Annotated in this window: 21 protein-coding genes and 1 other annotated feature; of the genes, 18 read left to right on the top strand and 3 right to left on the bottom strand. The window is 34.1% G+C overall.

Going from position 1 to position 17,685, the window contains the following annotated elements:
- Positions 1 to 906 precede the first annotated feature (906 nt).
- The 11 genes from ACIP9G_RS07310 (at position 907) to tyrS (ending at position 9,806) form a co-directional block, all read left to right on the top strand.
- Positions 907 to 1,701 (top strand): S8 family peptidase, encoded by a 795-nt coding sequence (locus tag ACIP9G_RS07310; RefSeq protein ID WP_401018563.1) that lies wholly within the window; start codon positions 907 to 909, stop codon positions 1,699 to 1,701.
- An 18-nt stretch (positions 1,702 to 1,719) separates the two neighbouring features.
- Positions 1,720 to 2,673 (top strand): SAR2788 family putative toxin, encoded by a 954-nt coding sequence (locus tag ACIP9G_RS07305; protein ID WP_401018561.1) that lies wholly within the window; start codon positions 1,720 to 1,722, stop codon positions 2,671 to 2,673.
- 21 nt (positions 2,674 to 2,694) lie between these two features.
- Positions 2,695 to 3,219: a hypothetical protein gene (locus tag ACIP9G_RS07300; RefSeq protein WP_401018560.1), complete on the top strand. Its 525-nt coding sequence runs from the start codon at positions 2,695 to 2,697 to the stop codon at positions 3,217 to 3,219.
- A gap of 232 nt (positions 3,220 to 3,451) precedes the next feature.
- Entirely contained in the window at positions 3,452 to 4,405 is a 954-nt protein-coding gene (locus ACIP9G_RS07295) for an SAR2788 family putative toxin (protein WP_401018559.1), read from the top strand.
- A 20-nt stretch (positions 4,406 to 4,425) separates the two neighbouring features.
- Positions 4,426 to 4,947: a hypothetical protein gene (locus tag ACIP9G_RS07290; RefSeq protein ID WP_401018557.1), complete on the top strand. Its 522-nt coding sequence runs from the start codon at positions 4,426 to 4,428 to the stop codon at positions 4,945 to 4,947.
- Between the two features lie 111 nt (positions 4,948 to 5,058).
- A complete protein-coding gene (locus tag ACIP9G_RS07285; RefSeq protein ID WP_401018556.1) occupies positions 5,059 to 5,583 on the top strand; it encodes a hypothetical protein in 525 nt (174 codons plus the stop codon).
- Between the two features lie 88 nt (positions 5,584 to 5,671).
- Complete coding sequence (locus tag ACIP9G_RS07280; RefSeq protein WP_401018555.1) at positions 5,672 to 6,196, top strand: hypothetical protein; 525 nt, start codon at positions 5,672 to 5,674, stop codon at positions 6,194 to 6,196.
- Positions 6,193 to 6,822 (top strand): hypothetical protein, encoded by a 630-nt coding sequence (locus tag ACIP9G_RS07275; RefSeq protein ID WP_401018554.1) that lies wholly within the window; start codon positions 6,193 to 6,195, stop codon positions 6,820 to 6,822. The genes ACIP9G_RS07280 and ACIP9G_RS07275 overlap by 4 nt, the downstream gene beginning before the upstream one ends.
- An 89-nt stretch (positions 6,823 to 6,911) precedes the next feature.
- Complete coding sequence (locus tag ACIP9G_RS07270; protein WP_401018553.1) at positions 6,912 to 7,433, top strand: hypothetical protein; 522 nt, start codon at positions 6,912 to 6,914, stop codon at positions 7,431 to 7,433.
- 111 nt (positions 7,434 to 7,544) lie between these two features.
- Positions 7,545 to 8,060: a hypothetical protein gene (locus ACIP9G_RS07265; protein WP_401018552.1), complete on the top strand. Its 516-nt coding sequence runs from the start codon at positions 7,545 to 7,547 to the stop codon at positions 8,058 to 8,060.
- A gap of 201 nt (positions 8,061 to 8,261) precedes the next feature.
- Positions 8,262 to 8,510, top strand: a binding site (T-box leader).
- A gap of 81 nt (positions 8,511 to 8,591) precedes the next feature.
- On the top strand, positions 8,592 to 9,806 hold the full coding sequence (gene tyrS / locus ACIP9G_RS07260) for a tyrosine--tRNA ligase (RefSeq protein ID WP_401018551.1): 1,215 nt from the start codon (positions 8,592 to 8,594) through the stop codon (positions 9,804 to 9,806).
- Between the two features lie 116 nt (positions 9,807 to 9,922).
- On the opposite strand, the gene ACIP9G_RS07255 is transcribed toward tyrS, so the two are convergent.
- Positions 9,923 to 10,315, bottom strand: coding sequence for a ribonuclease HI family protein (locus ACIP9G_RS07255; protein WP_401018550.1), 393 nt, complete (start codon positions 10,313 to 10,315; stop codon positions 9,923 to 9,925).
- A 184-nt stretch (positions 10,316 to 10,499) separates the two neighbouring features.
- Here ACIP9G_RS07255 and ACIP9G_RS07250 point away from each other — a divergent pair, with 184 nt between their 5' ends.
- Entirely contained in the window at positions 10,500 to 10,691 is a 192-nt protein-coding gene (locus ACIP9G_RS07250) for a zinc-finger domain-containing protein (RefSeq protein WP_340824928.1), read from the top strand.
- A 424-nt stretch (positions 10,692 to 11,115) separates the two neighbouring features.
- On the opposite strand, the gene ACIP9G_RS07245 is transcribed toward ACIP9G_RS07250, so the two are convergent.
- Positions 11,116 to 12,099 carry an SEC-C domain-containing protein gene (locus tag ACIP9G_RS07245; protein ID WP_340824926.1) on the bottom strand — a complete coding sequence of 328 codons (984 nt, stop codon included), beginning with the start codon at positions 12,097 to 12,099 and terminating at the stop codon, positions 11,116 to 11,118.
- Positions 12,100 to 12,354: 255 nt separating this feature from the next.
- Positions 12,355 to 14,160, bottom strand: coding sequence for an oligoendopeptidase F (gene pepF, locus ACIP9G_RS07240; protein ID WP_401018549.1), 1,806 nt, complete (start codon positions 14,158 to 14,160; stop codon positions 12,355 to 12,357).
- Positions 14,161 to 14,422: 262 nt separating this feature from the next.
- Here pepF and ACIP9G_RS07235 point away from each other — a divergent pair, with 262 nt between their 5' ends.
- From ACIP9G_RS07235 to ACIP9G_RS07210, 6 genes are all read left to right on the top strand, one after another.
- Entirely contained in the window at positions 14,423 to 14,863 is a 441-nt protein-coding gene (locus ACIP9G_RS07235; RefSeq protein ID WP_340824923.1) for a Dps family protein, read from the top strand.
- 106 nt (positions 14,864 to 14,969) lie between these two features.
- Positions 14,970 to 15,497, top strand: a complete 528-nt coding sequence (locus ACIP9G_RS07230) for a general stress protein (RefSeq protein WP_401018547.1) — start codon at positions 14,970 to 14,972, stop codon at positions 15,495 to 15,497.
- A 165-nt stretch (positions 15,498 to 15,662) separates the two neighbouring features.
- Positions 15,663 to 15,950, top strand: coding sequence for a helix-turn-helix domain-containing protein (locus ACIP9G_RS07225; protein WP_401019077.1), 288 nt, complete (start codon positions 15,663 to 15,665; stop codon positions 15,948 to 15,950).
- A gap of 11 nt (positions 15,951 to 15,961) precedes the next feature.
- The gene (locus ACIP9G_RS07220) at positions 15,962 to 16,312 is read left to right on the top strand and encodes an IS3 family transposase (protein WP_401018545.1); all 351 of its coding nucleotides are present in this window, start codon (positions 15,962 to 15,964) and stop codon (positions 16,310 to 16,312) included.
- 324 nt (positions 16,313 to 16,636) lie between these two features.
- A complete protein-coding gene (locus ACIP9G_RS07215; protein WP_401018543.1) occupies positions 16,637 to 17,545 on the top strand; it encodes a S8 family serine peptidase in 909 nt (302 codons plus the stop codon).
- Positions 17,542 to 17,679: a hypothetical protein gene (locus ACIP9G_RS07210; protein ID WP_401018541.1), complete on the top strand. Its 138-nt coding sequence runs from the start codon at positions 17,542 to 17,544 to the stop codon at positions 17,677 to 17,679. The genes ACIP9G_RS07215 and ACIP9G_RS07210 overlap by 4 nt, the downstream gene beginning before the upstream one ends.
- The last annotated feature ends 6 nt before the right edge of the window (positions 17,680 to 17,685 follow it).

Below are 17,685 nucleotides of genomic sequence, written 5' to 3'. Positions count from 1 at the left end.
AAAGAATACAAAAATAGAAGGCATCGAGTTACTTCACGATGTCTTTTTTATAGAAATAAATACTGGCGTTGATTTCCGCTACAGGTGGACGCTTTCCGCGGGCACACCGTAAGCCACAACCCTCGCTACGCGCGGATCGTTGCGTCTTACGTTTTGTGCGTTCCCGCAGGAGTCGCCACCCTTCGCTCCAATCAACTCTGATAAACGTTAAGCTTCATAAGAATACAAAAATAGAAGGCATCGAGTTACTTCACGATGTCTTTTATAGAAATAAATACTGCCGTTGATTTCTGCTACAGGTGGACGCTTTCCGCAGGCACACCGTAAGCCGCACCCCCGCTACGCGCGGATTGTTGCGTCTTACGTTTTGTGCGTTCCCGCAGGAGTCGCCACCTTTCGCTCCAATCAACTCTGATAACGTTAAGCTTCAAAAGCATCAAAAATAGAAGACATCGAGTTACTTCACGATGTCTTTTTTTATAGATATCAATACTGGCGTTGATTTCCGCGGGTACACATTAACGCTAGGATGACCCTTTTAAAATCGCCAATAAAATTAAAGGTAACGCCACGAAAACCTTAGGAAACGCCACTAAACTAATAGCAATCGCCATTACGTAAAATTTGCAAGAAAATCTACATAAAATTTATTGACACTTTTTATAGTGAGAATTTAGAATAATCTTAAAAAAATCTTCTCTTGAAAAACTTTAATTGTCTTGTAGAGAACTAAAAGGATTTATATACATAAATCTATATTAATTTTCCAACATGACCATCCCTTAACTTCGAAACAACCTACAGAATAACTCTCTTTACAATAAGAGAGCCCATCCATGTTGGAATTAATTTTAACAACTACATAGCAAGGAGGTGCACGCTATCAATAAAAAATTGGGAGTCTTTTTGTCACTGATTATTTTCTTCTTTTGTAATGTTGCCTTCGGACAATTGGTAATTAAAAGTGATAACCAATATATAAAAGTAGCTGTACTGGATAGTGGTATTAATAAAGAGTTGGATTTCTTTCAAGGCGTTGCATTTGAAGAAGTCAATCTAATTCATCCTGGGGAAAAGATTGTTGATGATTTTAATCATGGTACGCCAGTCGCGGGAATTATTATAGGGGAAGGTGATGCGCCAATTGGTAGAAATTTAAAAATATATGATATTAAATTGTTAGATGAAAATGGCAATGGTTCAATTGAGGATTTAATAGAAGCTATTAACTGGTGTATAGATAAAAAGGTAGATTTTATGAATATTAGTTTTGGCTTTCAAACGCCAAATGCTGAACTTGAATCTATTATTGAAAAAGCAAAAGAGCAAGGGATTACTATTGTCGCCGCCGCTGGCAATACATATGGCTTAGCAACCGACTACCCAGCAAAATTGGATGGTGTACTGTCCATCGGTTCAATGAATGAAAAAAATAAACGATCCTCTTTTTCGGCTATTGGAAAAATTGATTATGTTTTTAAGGGGGAAGATGTACAAAGTATTAATCATCATGGTCAAGCATCTGTCTTTACAGGAACCTCTTTTGCAGCTGCTTATGCAACACATCTATTCATTCAATTGAAAGAGACATATAAAGAAGTTGAGACAAAAGATTTTAACTCATTTATACAACAATATACTGTGACAAAAGATTTTTGGAATGAAGCTGAATATGGCAAAGGTACAATATTTATACAATAATAAAGGAGAAATGAAACGATGAAATGGAAAAAACACTTCATATCTATTATTATTGCCCTCTTGCTATTTGCAAATATTGGGCCCAATTTGATTGCTGCACAGGATTATGATGTAGTGTCTGATGAGCCTATTGTGATGATTTCTATAGATGATATACATGACGTTAATCCAGAAGAATACCAACAAGAACTATACGATGAATTAAATAAAAATCTTGTTTATTCAGACGATAGTACGATAAATATTCGGAATATTGAAATATACGATAACGAATTACTTGTCCAAACAACTTTTACGTCCGAGGCTTTGAATGCAGATTTAGACATCAAGTTTAATAGTGAAAGCGAAGAAATATTCATCGATAGTGTTATCGAAGAAAACGGCACTGTAGAGCAAAACCATTATCGTGTGACGATGCAACAACTAGAAGATGGCCATTACAGTACAATCTTTACGGATTTAGAAACGTATGAAACGTATGAAACTAATCCTGTAAGGTTACAGCCATACGTAATACCACCATTAGTATACATAATTGGTGGTGCGGTCGTTAGATATACAGTACAAAAATTCGGGTTTAAACAAGTCCTGAAAATTGGCAAACGTACATTTTACAGCAAGTCAAAAGATGCAGCGAAAAAAGCTGTAGCCAACTTTACAGATATCACGTTGGATGTAGGTGGTGGTAAAAAGGTTTATTTTACTAAGGCTAAAATGAGACATATTCTAGAAAATCATCATCCAAATTATTGGACTGGAAATGAAGGGAAATCGTTTTTTGATCCAGATTTATCGGTTAATGATATTAAAAATATTGTTACAACAGTAATAGATAAGAATAAATTTGCTATATCTAGAAGATTAATTGATGGAAAAGATATAAATGTGTTTGCTAAAGTGAATGGAATTGAATATAAAATTGTAATTAATAAGTATGGACACGTCAGTTCTGCATACCCTGTCGGAAAATAAATAGAAAGTATGGTGTTTAGTATGGATACTTTAAAGATCGCAACATTTATTGGGAGAGAAGATATAAATGTTCCTATTTATAAAATCGAAAGTTTTCCTATTACCAATCCATTAGCAGTGGAAATGGCACAGAAGATATTAGAAGAAAACGAAGGTGATTACTTATGTGGCTTTTTAAGCTTGATTTATAATAATGTGGTGATTTTTGGAGAAGAGCAAATAACGGAAAGTTTATTAGATACATGGAGTAGTTTAAGTAATATTTTAGAAAGTAGATATGATGGGAGCAAAGAGGAGATAAATTTTTTGGATAATTATCCCTATTACTATACTACAATTCAAGAAATTGATCAATTTTATGAAATTCAACTTGATCGAAACCAGCGCTTTTTCGTGCCTATCGAGCCATTTCGAAATGAAGTGAAGAGAGAATTTTTCGCATTCATGGAGTTTTGTAAAAATCTTCAGTTTTCTGAGGAGAGTTCTTATCGTGGACTTTTAGAGACATATGATGAATTACTTCAACTTGAAGATAGAAAAATTTAGACGGCAAAATTATAACAGGAGACTGCTTCATAAATTCAAGCAGTCCCCACATTATATTTTTCTTGGAATACCATAAATGTGAAGTGTCGTATGAATAAACTAAAAATCGAAACATTTATAGGGGAAGAAGAATAACAATGCTTTTCTAGATTATACAATTGAAAGTTACTCTTTTATAAATCCATTAACTATCAACATGGCAAAGGTACAATAATAAAGCGGAAATGAAAAGATGAAATGGAAGAAACACTTCATATCTATAATTATTGCCCTCTTGCTATTTGCAAATATTGGGCCCAATTTAATTGCTGCACAGGATTATGATGTAGTGTCTGATGAGCCTATTGTGATGGTTTCTATAGATAATTTACATGACGTTAATCCAAAAGAATACCAACAAGAACTATACGATGAATTAAATAAAAATCTTGTTTATTCAGACGATAGTACGATAAATATTCGGAATATTGAAATATACGATAACGAATTACTTGTCCAAACAACTTTTACGTCCGAGGCTTTGAATGCAGATTTAGACATCAAGTTTAATAGTGAAAGCGAAGAAATATTCATCGATAGTGTTATCGAAGAAAACGGCACTGTAGAGCAAAACTATTATCGTGTGACGATGCAACAACTGGAAGATGGCCATTACAGTACGATATTTACGGATTTAGAAACGCATGAAACCTATGAAAACAATCCTGTAAGGTTACAGCCATACGTAATACCTCCACTTGTATACATAATTGGTGGCGCGGTCATTAGATATACAGTACAAAAATTCGGGTTTAAACAAGTCCTGAAAATTGGAAAACGCACATTTTATAGCAAGTCAAAAGATGCAGCGAAAAAAGCTGTAGCCAACTTTACAGATATCACGTTGGATGTAGGTGGTGGTAAAAAGGTATATTTTACAAAAGCTAAAATGCGACATATTTTAGAAAATCATCATCCAAATTATTGGACTGGAAATGAAGGGAAATCGTTTTTTGATCCAGATTTATCGGTTAATGATATTAAAAATATTGTCACAACAGTAATAAATAAGAATAAAGTTGCTATATCTAGACAGCTAAATAAAATGGAAGGGATAGAGGTGCGAGCCGAAGTAAATGGAATTGAATATAAAGTGAAGCTAAATAGGCATGGACATGTAAATTCAGCTTTTCCAGTAGGAAAATAAAAAATAGGCGGATGGTTTATATGAACAATATAGAAATTAATACATTTATAGGAAGAAGATATTATAGCAATTTTCCAGAAGTAGTAACTGAAGCTATTCCTATTTCCAATCCATTAGCAGTTGAAAAGGCACAGAAGATATTAGAAGAAAACGAAGGTGATTACTTATGTGGCTTTGTCAGCTTGATTTATAATGATGTGATTATTTTTGGCGAAGAGCAATTAACGGAAAGTTTATTAGAAACGTGGAGTGATTTAATTTATATTTTTAATAATCACTACGATGGAAGTATTCATGGGATTGATTTTCTAGATAATTGTCAGTACCTTGATACTGCAATCCAAGTAATTGACCAGTATTATGAAATTCGTTTGGATAATACCCAGCGCTTTCTAGTGCCTATTGAGCTTTTCAAAAATGAAGTGAAGAAAGAATTTTTTAAATTTGTGGAGTTTTGCAAGAATAAAAAACTACAGTTTTCCGAAGAAAGTTCTTATCTGGGCCTTCTAGAAACGTATGATGAATTAATACAAAATGAATAAGATCAAAACTTGACGGCTAAAATCTAAAATTTATTAGGGTGACTGCTTGTTTTTAGCGAGCAGTTCCCACAACTTTGTTTTTGGGGATTACTCATAAGTGTGAGGTGTCGTATGAATAAACTAAAGATCGAAACATTTATAGGCGAAGAAGATTTAACTGCTCCCGAATATAAAATCGAAAGTTTTTCTATTACCAATCCATTAGCTGTGGAAAAGGCCCAGAAGATTTTAGAAGAAAACGAGGGCGATTACTTATGTGGCTTTGTTAGCTTAATTTATAATAATGTGGTTATTTTTGGAGAAGTGCAATTAACGGAGGATTTATTAGATACGTGGTGTGATTTAAACTATATTTTAGATTACAGATATGACGGAAGAAGTAGTGATATTACTTTTTTAGATAATTATAGAGGAAATGCATTAGTTAAAGAAATTGACCAGTTTTATGAAATTAAACTAAATCACCAGTGTTTTCTCGTCCCTATAGAACCATTTCGAAATGAAGTGAAGAAAGGATTTCTAAAATTTGCGGAGTTTTGTAAAAATGAAAAACTACAGTTTGCGGAAGAAAGTTTATATCGGGGAATTTTAGAAACGTATGAAGAATTAATTCAAAATGAAGAAGAAAAAACCTAGATGGCAAAATATAGATAGGAAACTGCTGATTTTATCAAGCAGTCCCACATTGTATTTTTCTTAGAATACCATAAATGTGAGGTGTCGTATGAACAATCTTAAGATTGAAACATTTATTGGTCGACAATATTATAGCTCTTTTCCAGAAGTAATAACTGAGGCAGTTTCTATTACGAATCCTTTAGCTTTTGAAAAGGCTCAAAGGATTTTGGAAGAAAATGAAGGGAATTACTTATGTGGGTTTGTAAGCTTAATATATAATGATGTAGTTATTTTTGGAGAAGATCAATTAACGGAAAATTTATTGGATACTTGGAGTGATTTAGTTTATATTTTGGACCACAGATATGATGGTAGTATTCATAATATCATCTTTTTGGACAATGCAACTTATGATGCTGAAATTGAAATAATTGATCAACATTATCAAATTCACCTTGATAGTTCCCATAGCTTCCGATTGCCTATAGAGCCATTTAAAAATGGGGTAAAAAAAGGTTTTATTGCATTTATGGACTTTTGTAAAAATGGCAACTTTATATTCTCGGAGGAAAGTTTATATAAAAGTCATTTAAAAACATATAACGAATTACTTTATGATAAAGGTAAATGAAATTAGTGGAAAAGGGACTGCTTATCTCAAAGCAGTTCCCAAAATTTAAGGGATTTAACATGAGACTCATTTTCAAAGAAAGTATGGTGCTTTCCATGAATAACCTTAAGATCGCAACATTTATAGGGAGAGAAGATATAAATGCCCAAGTTTATAAAATCGAAAGTTTTCCTATTACCAATCCATTAGCAGTGGAAATGGCACAAAAGATATTAGAAGAAAACGAAGGTGATTACTTATGTGGCTTTGTAAGCTTGATTTATAATAATGTGGTGATTTTTGGAGAAGAACAAATAACGGAAAGTTTATTAGATACATGGAGTAGTTTAAGTAATATTTTAGAAAGTAGATATGATGGGAGCAAAGAGGAGATAAATTTTTTGGATAATTATCCCTATTACTATACTACAATTCAAGAAGTTGATCAATCTTATGAAATACAACTAGATTGTCACCAACGCTTTCTAGTTCCTATCGAACTTTTCAAAAATGAAGTGAAAAAGGAATTTTTCAAATTTGTGGAATTCTGTAAAAATGAGAAATTACAGTTTTCTGAGGAGAGTTCTTATCGTGGACTTTTAGAAACATACGAAGAATTAATTCAAAATGAAAAGGAAAAAACTTAGATGGCAAAATATAGACAGGAGACTGCTTGAATTTATCAAGCAGTCCTACATTGTATTTTTCTTAGAATACTATAAATGTGAGGTGTCATATGAAAAATCTTAAGATTGAAACATTTATTGGTCGACAATATTATAGCAATTTTCCAGAAGTAATAACTAAAGCTATTCCTATTACCAATCCATTAGAGGTAGAAAAGGCACAGAAAATTTTAGAAGAGAACGAGGGCGATTATTTAAGTGGATTTGTTTCCTTGATTTTTAATGATGAGATTATTTTTTGTGAAGAGCAATTAACTGAATGCTTATTAGATACTTGGAGTACTTTAAGTTATGTTTTAAAAAGTAGATATGATGGAAGCGGTCATCGAATAGTTTTTTTAGATAATGGTAAATATTTTGATACTGTAATTGAAAGTACGGGACGGTATTATCGAATTCAACTTGATTCTTCTCAGGAGTTCCTCTTGCCAAAAGAGGAATTCCTGAATGAACTGAAGAAGGAGTTTTTTGAATTTGTGGAGTTTTGCAAGAATAAAAAACTACAGTTTTCCGAAGAAAGTTCTTATCTGGGCCTTCTAGAAACGTATGATGAATTAATACAAAATGAATAAGATCAAAACTTGACGGCTAAAATCTAAAATTTATTAGGGAGACCGCTTGTTTTTAGCGAGCAGTCCCCACAACTTTGTTTTTGGGGATTACTCATAAGTGTGAGGTGTCTTATGAATAAACTAAAAATCGAAACATTTATAGGGGAAGAAGAAATAAATGCTCCTGTTTATAAAATAGAAAGTTTCCCCATTACCAATCCTTTAGCGGTAGAAAAGGCACAGAAGATTTTAGAAGAAAACGAGGGCGATTACTTAAGTGGCTTTGTGAGTTTGATTTATAATGATGTGGTGATTTTTGGAGAAGAGCAAATAACGGAAAGTTTATTAGAAACGTGGAGTGATTTAATTTATATTTTTAATAGTCACTATGATGGAAGAAGTCATGGAATTGTTTTTCTAGATAATGCTTCTTATAATGATACGGTAATTCAAGAAAATGGTCAGTTTTATGAAATTCAATTGGATTGTTCACAGAGCTTTCTCGTACCTATAGAAATATTCAAAAATGAAGTGAAGAAAGAATTTTATAAATTTGTGGAGTTTTGTAAAAATGAAAAACTTCAGTTTTCCGAAGAGAGTTCTTATTGTGGGCTATTAGAAACGTATGATGAATTACTTGGCACATAACATTTTATAGAAATTTCCTACTTAACTTAATACACATGCCCAAAGTTTTTTCTCAAAACAAGTACATGAATGTTATGAAAAATTAATGATGAGCTTAATAATTTTATAAAATAGTCATATTGACAAATTAAATTAATTGAGTATAATGACAATTAATATCTGCATAACTAAGATTTGTGTCGCACATTTCGGAGTATAAGAATAAAGGCTATGATAAGAACTAGTAACAATCACGTAGACATACAGAAAGGTACCGGTTGCTGAGAGGTACATGTTGGACGATTGTGAATACATCTTGGAGCTGTGTACCGAAAAGCATTGTCTGAGTAGGCTACAACGGTTTAGCATCCGTAATCATGTGCTAAAGTATAGTGAGTTTGTACTTATTGAGGTAAGCAATGCGAGTTGTTTACATTTTAAAGGTGGTAACACGTGTTCAACGTCCTTTTCCGATTGGGAAAGGGCGTTTTTATTTTGCCTATTCTTATAGAACTTTCAATATTAGCAATAATATTACAAGGAGATGTTAAAATGTTTCAAAAACCAGAAGAACAGCTAAAAATTATTTTAAAAGGTGTACATGAGGTTGTAAATAAAGATGAGCTTTTAGCGAAGCTTGAAAAATCATTTAATCAACAGAAGCCACTGAACATTAAGCTCGGATTAGATCCATCAGCACCTGATATTCATTTAGGACATGCGGTTGTCCTGCGTAAAATGAAGCAATTACAAAATCTTGGTCACCAAATTATTATTTTAATTGGTGATTTCACAGGTCGAATCGGAGACCCAACAGGGAAAGCGAAAGGACGGAAAGCGTTGAGCGATGAGCAAGTACGATTGAATGCACAAACGTACTGTGATCAAATTTTCAAGATTTTAGATGCAGAAAAAACGATTGTTAAATTTAATAGTGAATGGCTGTCTAAAATGACATTTGAAGAGGTCATTAAATTAGCAGCAACGACATCCGTTGCCCGTATTTTAGAGCGTGACGATTTCCAAAAACGCTACAACAATCACACACCGATTGGCATCCATGAATTTTTCTATCCGCTCATGCAGGCATATGACTCGGTTCATCTAAATGCGGATATCGAGCTTGGCGGAACTGACCAAACCTTCAATATTTTAATGGGCCGTACTTTACAAAAGCATTTCGGACAAGAAAAACAAGTCGCGCTTTTTATGCCGTTACTTGAAGGACTAGATGGAGTCGAAAAAATGAGTAAAAGCTTAGGCAATTATATCGGTATTGATGAGTCGGCTAAAGTCATGTTTAAAAAAGTGATGGAAGTGCAAGATGATTTAATCGTGAAATACTATGAATTAGCCACGGATGAGCATCTAGACGTTGTCGAACAAGTAAAGAGTGATTTAGCAAATGGCTTAAACCCACGTGATATTAAACTACAGCTCGCAAATATTATTACGACATTATACTGGGGCAAAGAAGAGACAAAACAAGCACTTGAGTACTTCACAACAGCCTTTACCAACAAGGATATTCCAGAAAATATCCCAGAATTATTAATAGAGATTGATGCAGAAACAATTGTAGATATCATTCCTCAACTCATAGATAGAGAATTTGTAAAAAGTAAAAGTGAATTTATGCGCTTAATTAAACAAAACGGTGTTCAAATCAATAAAGAAAAAATTAATACTGATGATTTAAATCGTGTATTAATAAATGGCGAAGTATTACAAATTGGGAAAAAGCGATTTATTCGTTTAATTAAATAATTTATAAATCAGTAGATTTAAAAGTTCTTATCGCGGGCTTTTAGAAACATACAATGAGTTCATTCATGAATGAAAGAGCTAACAGGGGATTGCTCGAGCAGTCCCCACTTATTGTTTTAATTTTTTTCTTTTTGAATTGCTTTACGCGCTAATGCGTCTGCTGCTTTATTTTGCCCATCTGGGATCCATTTGATGAAGAATAAATCAAAGTTGCTTGCAAGTTTTAATGCTTGCTCAAGATAGGGTTTAAATTCTTCATTTTTAACATATTCTTTTTCTATAGACGCAACGACAACCTTTGAATCGGAGCGAACGGAGACAATGCTCGTACCAAGCTTTTGTGCTTCCTCTAGACCGCGCACTAATGCGGTGAATTCGGCAATATGATTATTTGTATGACCGATATACTCACTAACTTGTACGTGATGGCCTTCTCCTTTAATAAAAATCCCAATGCCGCTAGGACCAGGATTACCTGCACTTGCAGCATCTATATAGACCTCTAACATGAAAATCCCTACTTTGCGATTAGACTTCAATTTTATTGTACAGCAATGGTGTTGTTTGACAACCTTCAATTTAAATCAAACATTTTTTACTAAATAAGGATGAACAAAATAGTTGCTTGAACACAACGTTCACTTCATAATAGAAAGACATGAAATTTGGACGTGAAAGGGGCGAAGGTTCTTAATGGAAAAAGTGACGGTTATGAAAGATATTGATGAACTACATGATATGTACTGTGCTGATTGCTTAGTCATTAAGCAACTACGCAAAGAACGTGGGAAACCAGAAGCCCATCGTTTTTGTATTGAGGAATGTACAGTAGGGGAGCGTCTACAATTTCTTGGTGAAGAGCTAATGAAAGTTTATAGCAAATAAGAGCCAGAGATGTGGAATCTCTCACAAAAATACTTAAAAAGAAATATTTATGCACGTAATTAATCATATTTCCTTTCTTGCTTGCATAAATAACTATATGATCGGAAATAATAAAATTGGTTGGTTACCATAGAAAAAGCTACCTTGTGTTCTGCGATGCAGATTACAAACGTAGCTTTTTTCTATTTTTAGTGTAAATCGCTGGTAAACATAAAGAAATCGCCGATAGAAGCACGTGAATCGCCAGTAAACAAAGAGAAATCGCCGATAAAAGTACGTGAATCGCCAGTAAACTCGTGAGAATCGCCATTAAAAGCCAGCGAATCGCCACGAAAATCTAAGGAATCGTCACTAAACCTGTGAAAATACCGCCATAGCAAAAAGTGTTAGATTGACTGCAATCAATCTAACACTTTTTCTTTTTTTATTTAGTTGAAGCGTATTGACTTAAATCTTGATAGTATTTTGTTAAAGAGGAAGGCGAAATATCGAAAGTCGCTGCAATTTCTTTAACTGTTAAAGATAGCGATTCAAACAGTTCTTTTTCTTGACCGTAGCGAATGGCACCCGCTGCGATTGCTGCTTCTTTACGTGCAGATGGTTGTCCTTCGATTAAGTAATCCTCTAATAATTCTAGCATTGGTGCTGTTTCACGCTCATTTTGCTCAAGGAATTCCTTCACTTGCGCAATAACACCGTTTTCGAAGCTTGTAAATTCTTCACCCTTGTAGCCATTAGACACAAGTAGCTCCCAGAATGAAAGATGATCTTCTTTTAAGAATGACTGAGCTTTTTTGTTAGAAGCCTCGAAGTTTTCTTTTAACTTCACAAATACCTTTTCATGGTCTTGTGGGAAGAATATAAGAGTAGACACCGCTAAATAATGCGCTTCTTGCTTCGTGCCATCTGGTAAGATGAACGCAAAGACATGCATTCCCTCAGGAATTGGCTTATCATTTTCGCGACGAATATAAATATCTTCATTAGATAGGACATGACTAGCTTTGAAATATTTTTCTTCTACAACAGTCACTGTACCGATGAATAATGTTGGTTGTGACCAGCCTTCTAGCACTTTTAAAGTAGAAGGTCTAACCGTTTTTTTCTTCGTTTTCTTTAAGTAACCTTTCCAAATAGATGGCTCTTGATGGAAGAAGAAATCGTCTAAAGCAATCGCTTCAATAAGCTCACGTTGAAGCACGCTCTCTAATTTTGGCTGCCATGTGCCAACATGCTCGATATATGCACGAACATCTTTGCGTTCTGGATATTCTAGATAAAATGTTTGTAGTACACGCTCTAGTTCTTCGATTGCTACAGCTTCTACTGTAACTTGCTGTTTACCTTCACAACATTTTTTGTATTTTTTGCCGCTACCGCATGGGCATGGATCATTACGTTTTACCATAATTAGAAACACTTCCTTTGAAAATTGTTAGTCGATTTTTGCTAAATAAATTGCGTACTCTTAATAATAACGGTACTTTTGTACGAAGAAAAATGATTATCTATTTCGAAATATCAAAAAAGTTAATGGGGCGAGCCCTGATTCTAGTATATGTATATGTTTTCTCGCTTAGAACTAAAAAAATGAAAACCATCTACGCCCTAGAAGAGTGCGTAGATGGTAACGTTAAAAAGTTAAGAAAAAGAATAGCTTCTATTAAGCTTCAATCTCTTCTGTTAGGCTTTCTAGTTCATCGATTAAATGACCAATGTAAGCAATCGTCTCACGAAGCGGTTGATCTGTCGTCACATCAACGCCTGCCATTTGGGCAAGCTCTACAGGTGATTTTGTGCCACCCGCTTGAAGGACAGTTAGCCATTCGTCTACTGCAGTACTACCTTCTTTTAAAATACGTTGCGATACTTGTGTAGAGATTGTTAAGCCAGCACTATATGTGTACGGGTATAAGCCCATATAGTAATGAGGTTGACGCATCCAAGTAAGCTCTGCACCTTCTGCAATATTAACAGTATCTCCCCAGAATTCTTCTAAAACCGTACGTTTTAATTGGTTTAATACAGTTGCATTAACAGATTCACCTGCGTCCACTAATTCATATACTTTACGCTGATATGCTGCTTCTAATAAATGTGTAACAAAGTTATGATAATACGTTTTCGATACGATGTTTGAAATGACCCAACGTTTGAAACGTTTATCGTCATTATGTGTCAGTAAATAGTTTGCTAGAAGCATCTCATTCATTGTAGACGGAGCCTCAATAAAGTATAGAGATGGGCGACTATTTAAATAAGATTGATGTCCATGTGCATTAACAAAATGGCCTGCGTGACCCAGCTCATGGATAAGCGTAAATACTTCATTCATGCGTTCATTCCATGACATTAAAATGTATGGATGACTGCCGTACGGACTTGAACAAAATGCACCAGTAGATTTACCCTTATTTGGTGCGTAATCAATCCAGCGCTCGTTGAACGCTCTTTCAATCATTTGCTCATAATCTTTACCCATAACAGCCAATGATTTTTCAACATAATCTTTTGCTTCTGCCATTGTTAACTTTGGATCATAGCTAGGATCAAGTGCTATTTTTAAATCAGCAAACGTCATTTCTTCTAATCCATGCGCTTTTTGCACAAGTTTTGCATAACGACGCATATGTGGGGCAAGCTCTTTCGTAATAAGGTCAATTTGACGATTATAAAGTGAACGATCTACATCTTGGTCAAACAATAAATAGTCAATAACAGAGTCGAAGCCCCGTAAATCAGCGATTGTTTTCTCTTGCTGAATATGTGTGTTATACACTTTTGCCGTTGTATGCTGATACTCACGAAGTTTGTTAGAAAATGCATTAAAAGCTGCATGGCGAATAGTTGTATCAGTTTCAAGCTCCCAATCATTTTCGAATAATACGTAGCTTAGCGGATGCTTCTTACCATTTGCCTCAAACTCGCCAAAATGCATATCTACGAGCTTTGTCGTGTTATAGATTTCATATGGCGCTTCAAACGTAGAGCTTAACGCAGCGAGCGTTTTTTCTACTTCTGGATGTAATTGATGAGGCTTTTGCTTTAATAGCTCTGTAATATAGCGCTTATAAAGCGGACTTGATGCTGCAGCTTCCTCTAAAATGGCTTTATCCAACGCAAGCAATTCACTGTGTACAAATGCGATGGAACTGCTAATTTTACCAACTGCGGTACCAAATTTTGCTGCGCGCATTTGTGCAACTTCGTCCGTACGATCAGCCTGGATATTTAAGCTTGCATACGTTCCGATTGGGACAATGCCTACTTGTAATGCTTCATAAGCTGTAAGTACATCAATTACTTTTTGAGCATCAGTAATTGTACCTTTGTATGTGCTTTCGAATTTTACTGCCTCCTTAACAAACTGAGCTAAAGCAGGTTCAAAATCAGCATCATTTTCAAGTAAATCTAGTAAATTCCAAGTTTCCTCAACTGCAACATCTTTTCGTAATGGTAATACTTCCATGTAAGAACACCCCTTTTAACGTAAGTGATACCATTATAACGAAACTATTTCGAAAAGTGAAATAATTATAGGTAGAAGTTTGCAATATTAATAGCGCTTTTTTGCGATTGAAACGTTCAAAGAAGACTTCCACTATAAATAATAATTGTTAACTATGCAATTAGATGTTTGAAAATGTGTCAGTAGGGAAAATATGAGGTATAGCCAATACACAATATAACGCATACTAAAGGCTAGTATATGAATTATTGGAGGAGATATTATGACACAAAATTTAAACAAACAATTGAACAAGCTAGTAGCAACATGGTCTGTACTGTATACAAAATTGCATAACTACCATTGGTATGTAACGGGCAGTTCCTTTTTCACACTCCATGCAAAATTTGAAGAGTTATATAATGAAACAACATTAAATTTAGATGAAATTGCAGAGCGTATTCTTTCAAAAGAAGGAAAACCAGTTGCCACTTTAAAAGAACATCTTGAGCTTTCTTATATCGAAGAAGCAACTGGTAAAGAAACGACAGAAGAGATGGTCGCAACAACGATTTCAGATTTCCAAACGCTCATGAAGGCTTTAAATTCCGCAATGGAGTTGGCGGCTGAAGAGGGAGACGATCGTACAGAAGACTTACTAAATGCGATGTATCAGTCACTTGAGAAACATGCTTGGATGTTAAAGGCATATCTTAACGAGTAGTCATGAAACGAGTACACTAAGCGACTAAAAAGAAATAGGTAAAGGCAATTCCTCTGATACGAACGTGTCTTGAGTGGGCCATAAAAATTAGGAGGACATAAACAGCATGATTGAACAAAATCCACATATTGAAGTGGCACACTCGAAAGAGGAAATGCTAGCAATATTAACAAATATGCATAGTCAAGGCTATCAAACAAATGATATTCATATTATTGCCAAAGACTCTACTCCATTTGAAGACATTAAATGGGAAACCGATGTGAAAACACATGAGGCAGGTAATTGGGTAGATCAATTTAAATCATGGTTTACAGGTGAATCGGCGATAAAGGAAGGCATCAAGCGTTTTCATTTAACTGATGGGCAAACAGCCTATTATGCACAGCTTGTTGAACATGGCTCCATTGTTATATTTGCTGAGAAGGCAGATACGGACGGTCCGTTAGAAATAGCGGTCGACCAAGAGGGAAACCCATATCGTCATGATCCTCTTGAGCCTCGAATGACAGCACCCGAACCATTTATTGATACGATAGATAACGTCGAGACACCTCAGCAGCGGGAAAATCGCTTAAAGGCTGAAGAAAGCATGGAAGAAATGGAACATTTGAATAAAGACAAAACAGAGTGAAAATACCCCCTTCAAAGTGATGAAGGGGGTATTTTTTATATTTTAAGCATTAATGAATATGTTGTTCTCGTTCATTCCATTAACAATGATAATAGAAAAAATGACGGATAAACTGGAAGGAAAGCACTTATGCCAAAGGGAAGAAAAACGACCTTAGATGAATGAATTCAAATTGTTTTATTTTGTTTAAAGAACGACAACAATTATCAACTAACAGCAAATACGTATCAAGTATCGTACCAACAAGTTTACCAGTGGGTAAAAAAATATGAGGCGGGTGACGAACAATCGCTGAAAGATAAACGTGGGCGAAATAAAGAAGAACATGAGCGAACAACAGAAGAGAAATTCAAGGTAGAAATTAAACAACTTGAACATGAAAATGAGCGACTACGTACAGAAAATGCATTGTTAAAAAAGCTAGAGGAGCTCGAGGGGAGGAAAGTAATGTAATTAATAAATATATGGCCGTTCAAGCATTGCATCACAACGACAACTTGTCGATCTCTCTACTATGTGAATTCGCAGGGATTGCACGCTCTGCTTACTATAAATGGACACAGCGTACACCAACGACCAGACAGCAGGAAAATGATAAGATTTTAAAAGAAATAAGTGAGCTACATGAAAAGGGACAAGCAAATTATGGCTATCGCAAAATGCAGCAGCATCTAAACCAGAAATTTAATAAACAATTTAATCATAAACGGATTTTGCGATTAATGAAGCAAGTAAGCTTTCAATTAATAAGTAGTGAAAATCAAATGAAGGCTGCCATGAAAAGGTCTAAGGAAAATATATTAGATGATGAGTAGACACAGTGGGAAATTTATGATTAAGGTTAATGCCAATAAAACTTTCATCATTTAAAGCTCAAAACGCTAGTATTCTAGCGTTTTGAGTATTTTTATTTTCCAGAGGATTATTGTTTAAAAATTATCTCTCAAAGTTTAGATGTAGCTCATATTTTATAAAAATAAAAATAATTCTTAAAAATGTAATGACTTTTAAAGGTGAAATAATTATAATGCGGTTAAAATATTTCCTAGTTTGAAAATAGAAGGTTCTTTTAAGAAATTCATAAAGACTATTGGTGTTTTTTGATTATATTTTTTTGCAGAGTTCATGTGTAGAAAGAGGTGAATGTTTTCAAATCTAAAAGAATAAAATTTGTTTTTTTAGGTTCTTTACCTATTTTATTTTGTATTTTTTTATTTGCCAAATTGGATAATAATAGTTCTGATTTAAGCTGGTCAGAAAAAATTGTTGGTTTTGATAAAAATGAATATGATATACCAGTAAAAATAGCTATTTTAGATAGTGGCATAAATAAAGAGCATTCTGATTTACAAGATGTAGATTTTATAGAATATAATGCGATTTCTAAAAAGAAAGAAAAAGTTCATGATGATTATGGACATGGTACAGCTATAGCTGGAATTATTGCAGCTAAAGGAGGGAAAGTAAAGGGGATTTTAGCTAATCCTATAATTTATGATGTTAAAGTAATTAATGAAAACGGAGAAGCTAAATTAGACACAGTGATAGAAGGGATTAATTGGAGTATTAAAAATGAAGTTGATATAATTAATATCAGTTTTGGCTTTATCAATGATCGTAAAGATTTAAAAATTGCTATTGAAGAGGCTATAAAAAGTGGGATTATAATTATTGCTGCAGCAGGGAATACTATGGGGATTTCAGTTGACTATCCGGCTAAATATGATGTGGTACTTTCTATAGCATCATTAGATGAAAACTTAAAGATTGATTCATATTCTGCTATTGATAAAGTGGATTATTCAGCTCCTGGTGTTGATATTTTATCAACAAATAAAGATGGGGATTATGAGTTGTTTTCAGGAACTTCTTTTGCGACTGCCTATGCAACTGGAATAATTGCTTCGATATTAAAACAAGAAAATATTGAAGAGAAAAAAGATTTATTAGATGTTATAGGCAATTATATTGTGAATGTAGGAAATGACAAAGGATATGGAAAAGGGCTATTGACGCTTAATAAAAATATTTTGGAGGAAAGGAAATGAAAAAATGTTTAATCCAATTATTAGTTGTAGCTTTAGTATTTAATATAACATATTCAGCGATGGGTCTTGCGAGCAATTTTAGTGATGATTCTATTGAAGCAAATGCGAGAAAAATTGATTTGGATGTAGACTAGTTTTCA

The organism is Lysinibacillus sp. NPDC093197, from assembly GCF_044754025.1.
Lineage (GTDB): Bacteria > Bacillota > Bacilli > Bacillales_A > Planococcaceae > Lysinibacillus.
This window is presented reverse-complemented; position numbering and strand designations above follow the sequence as displayed.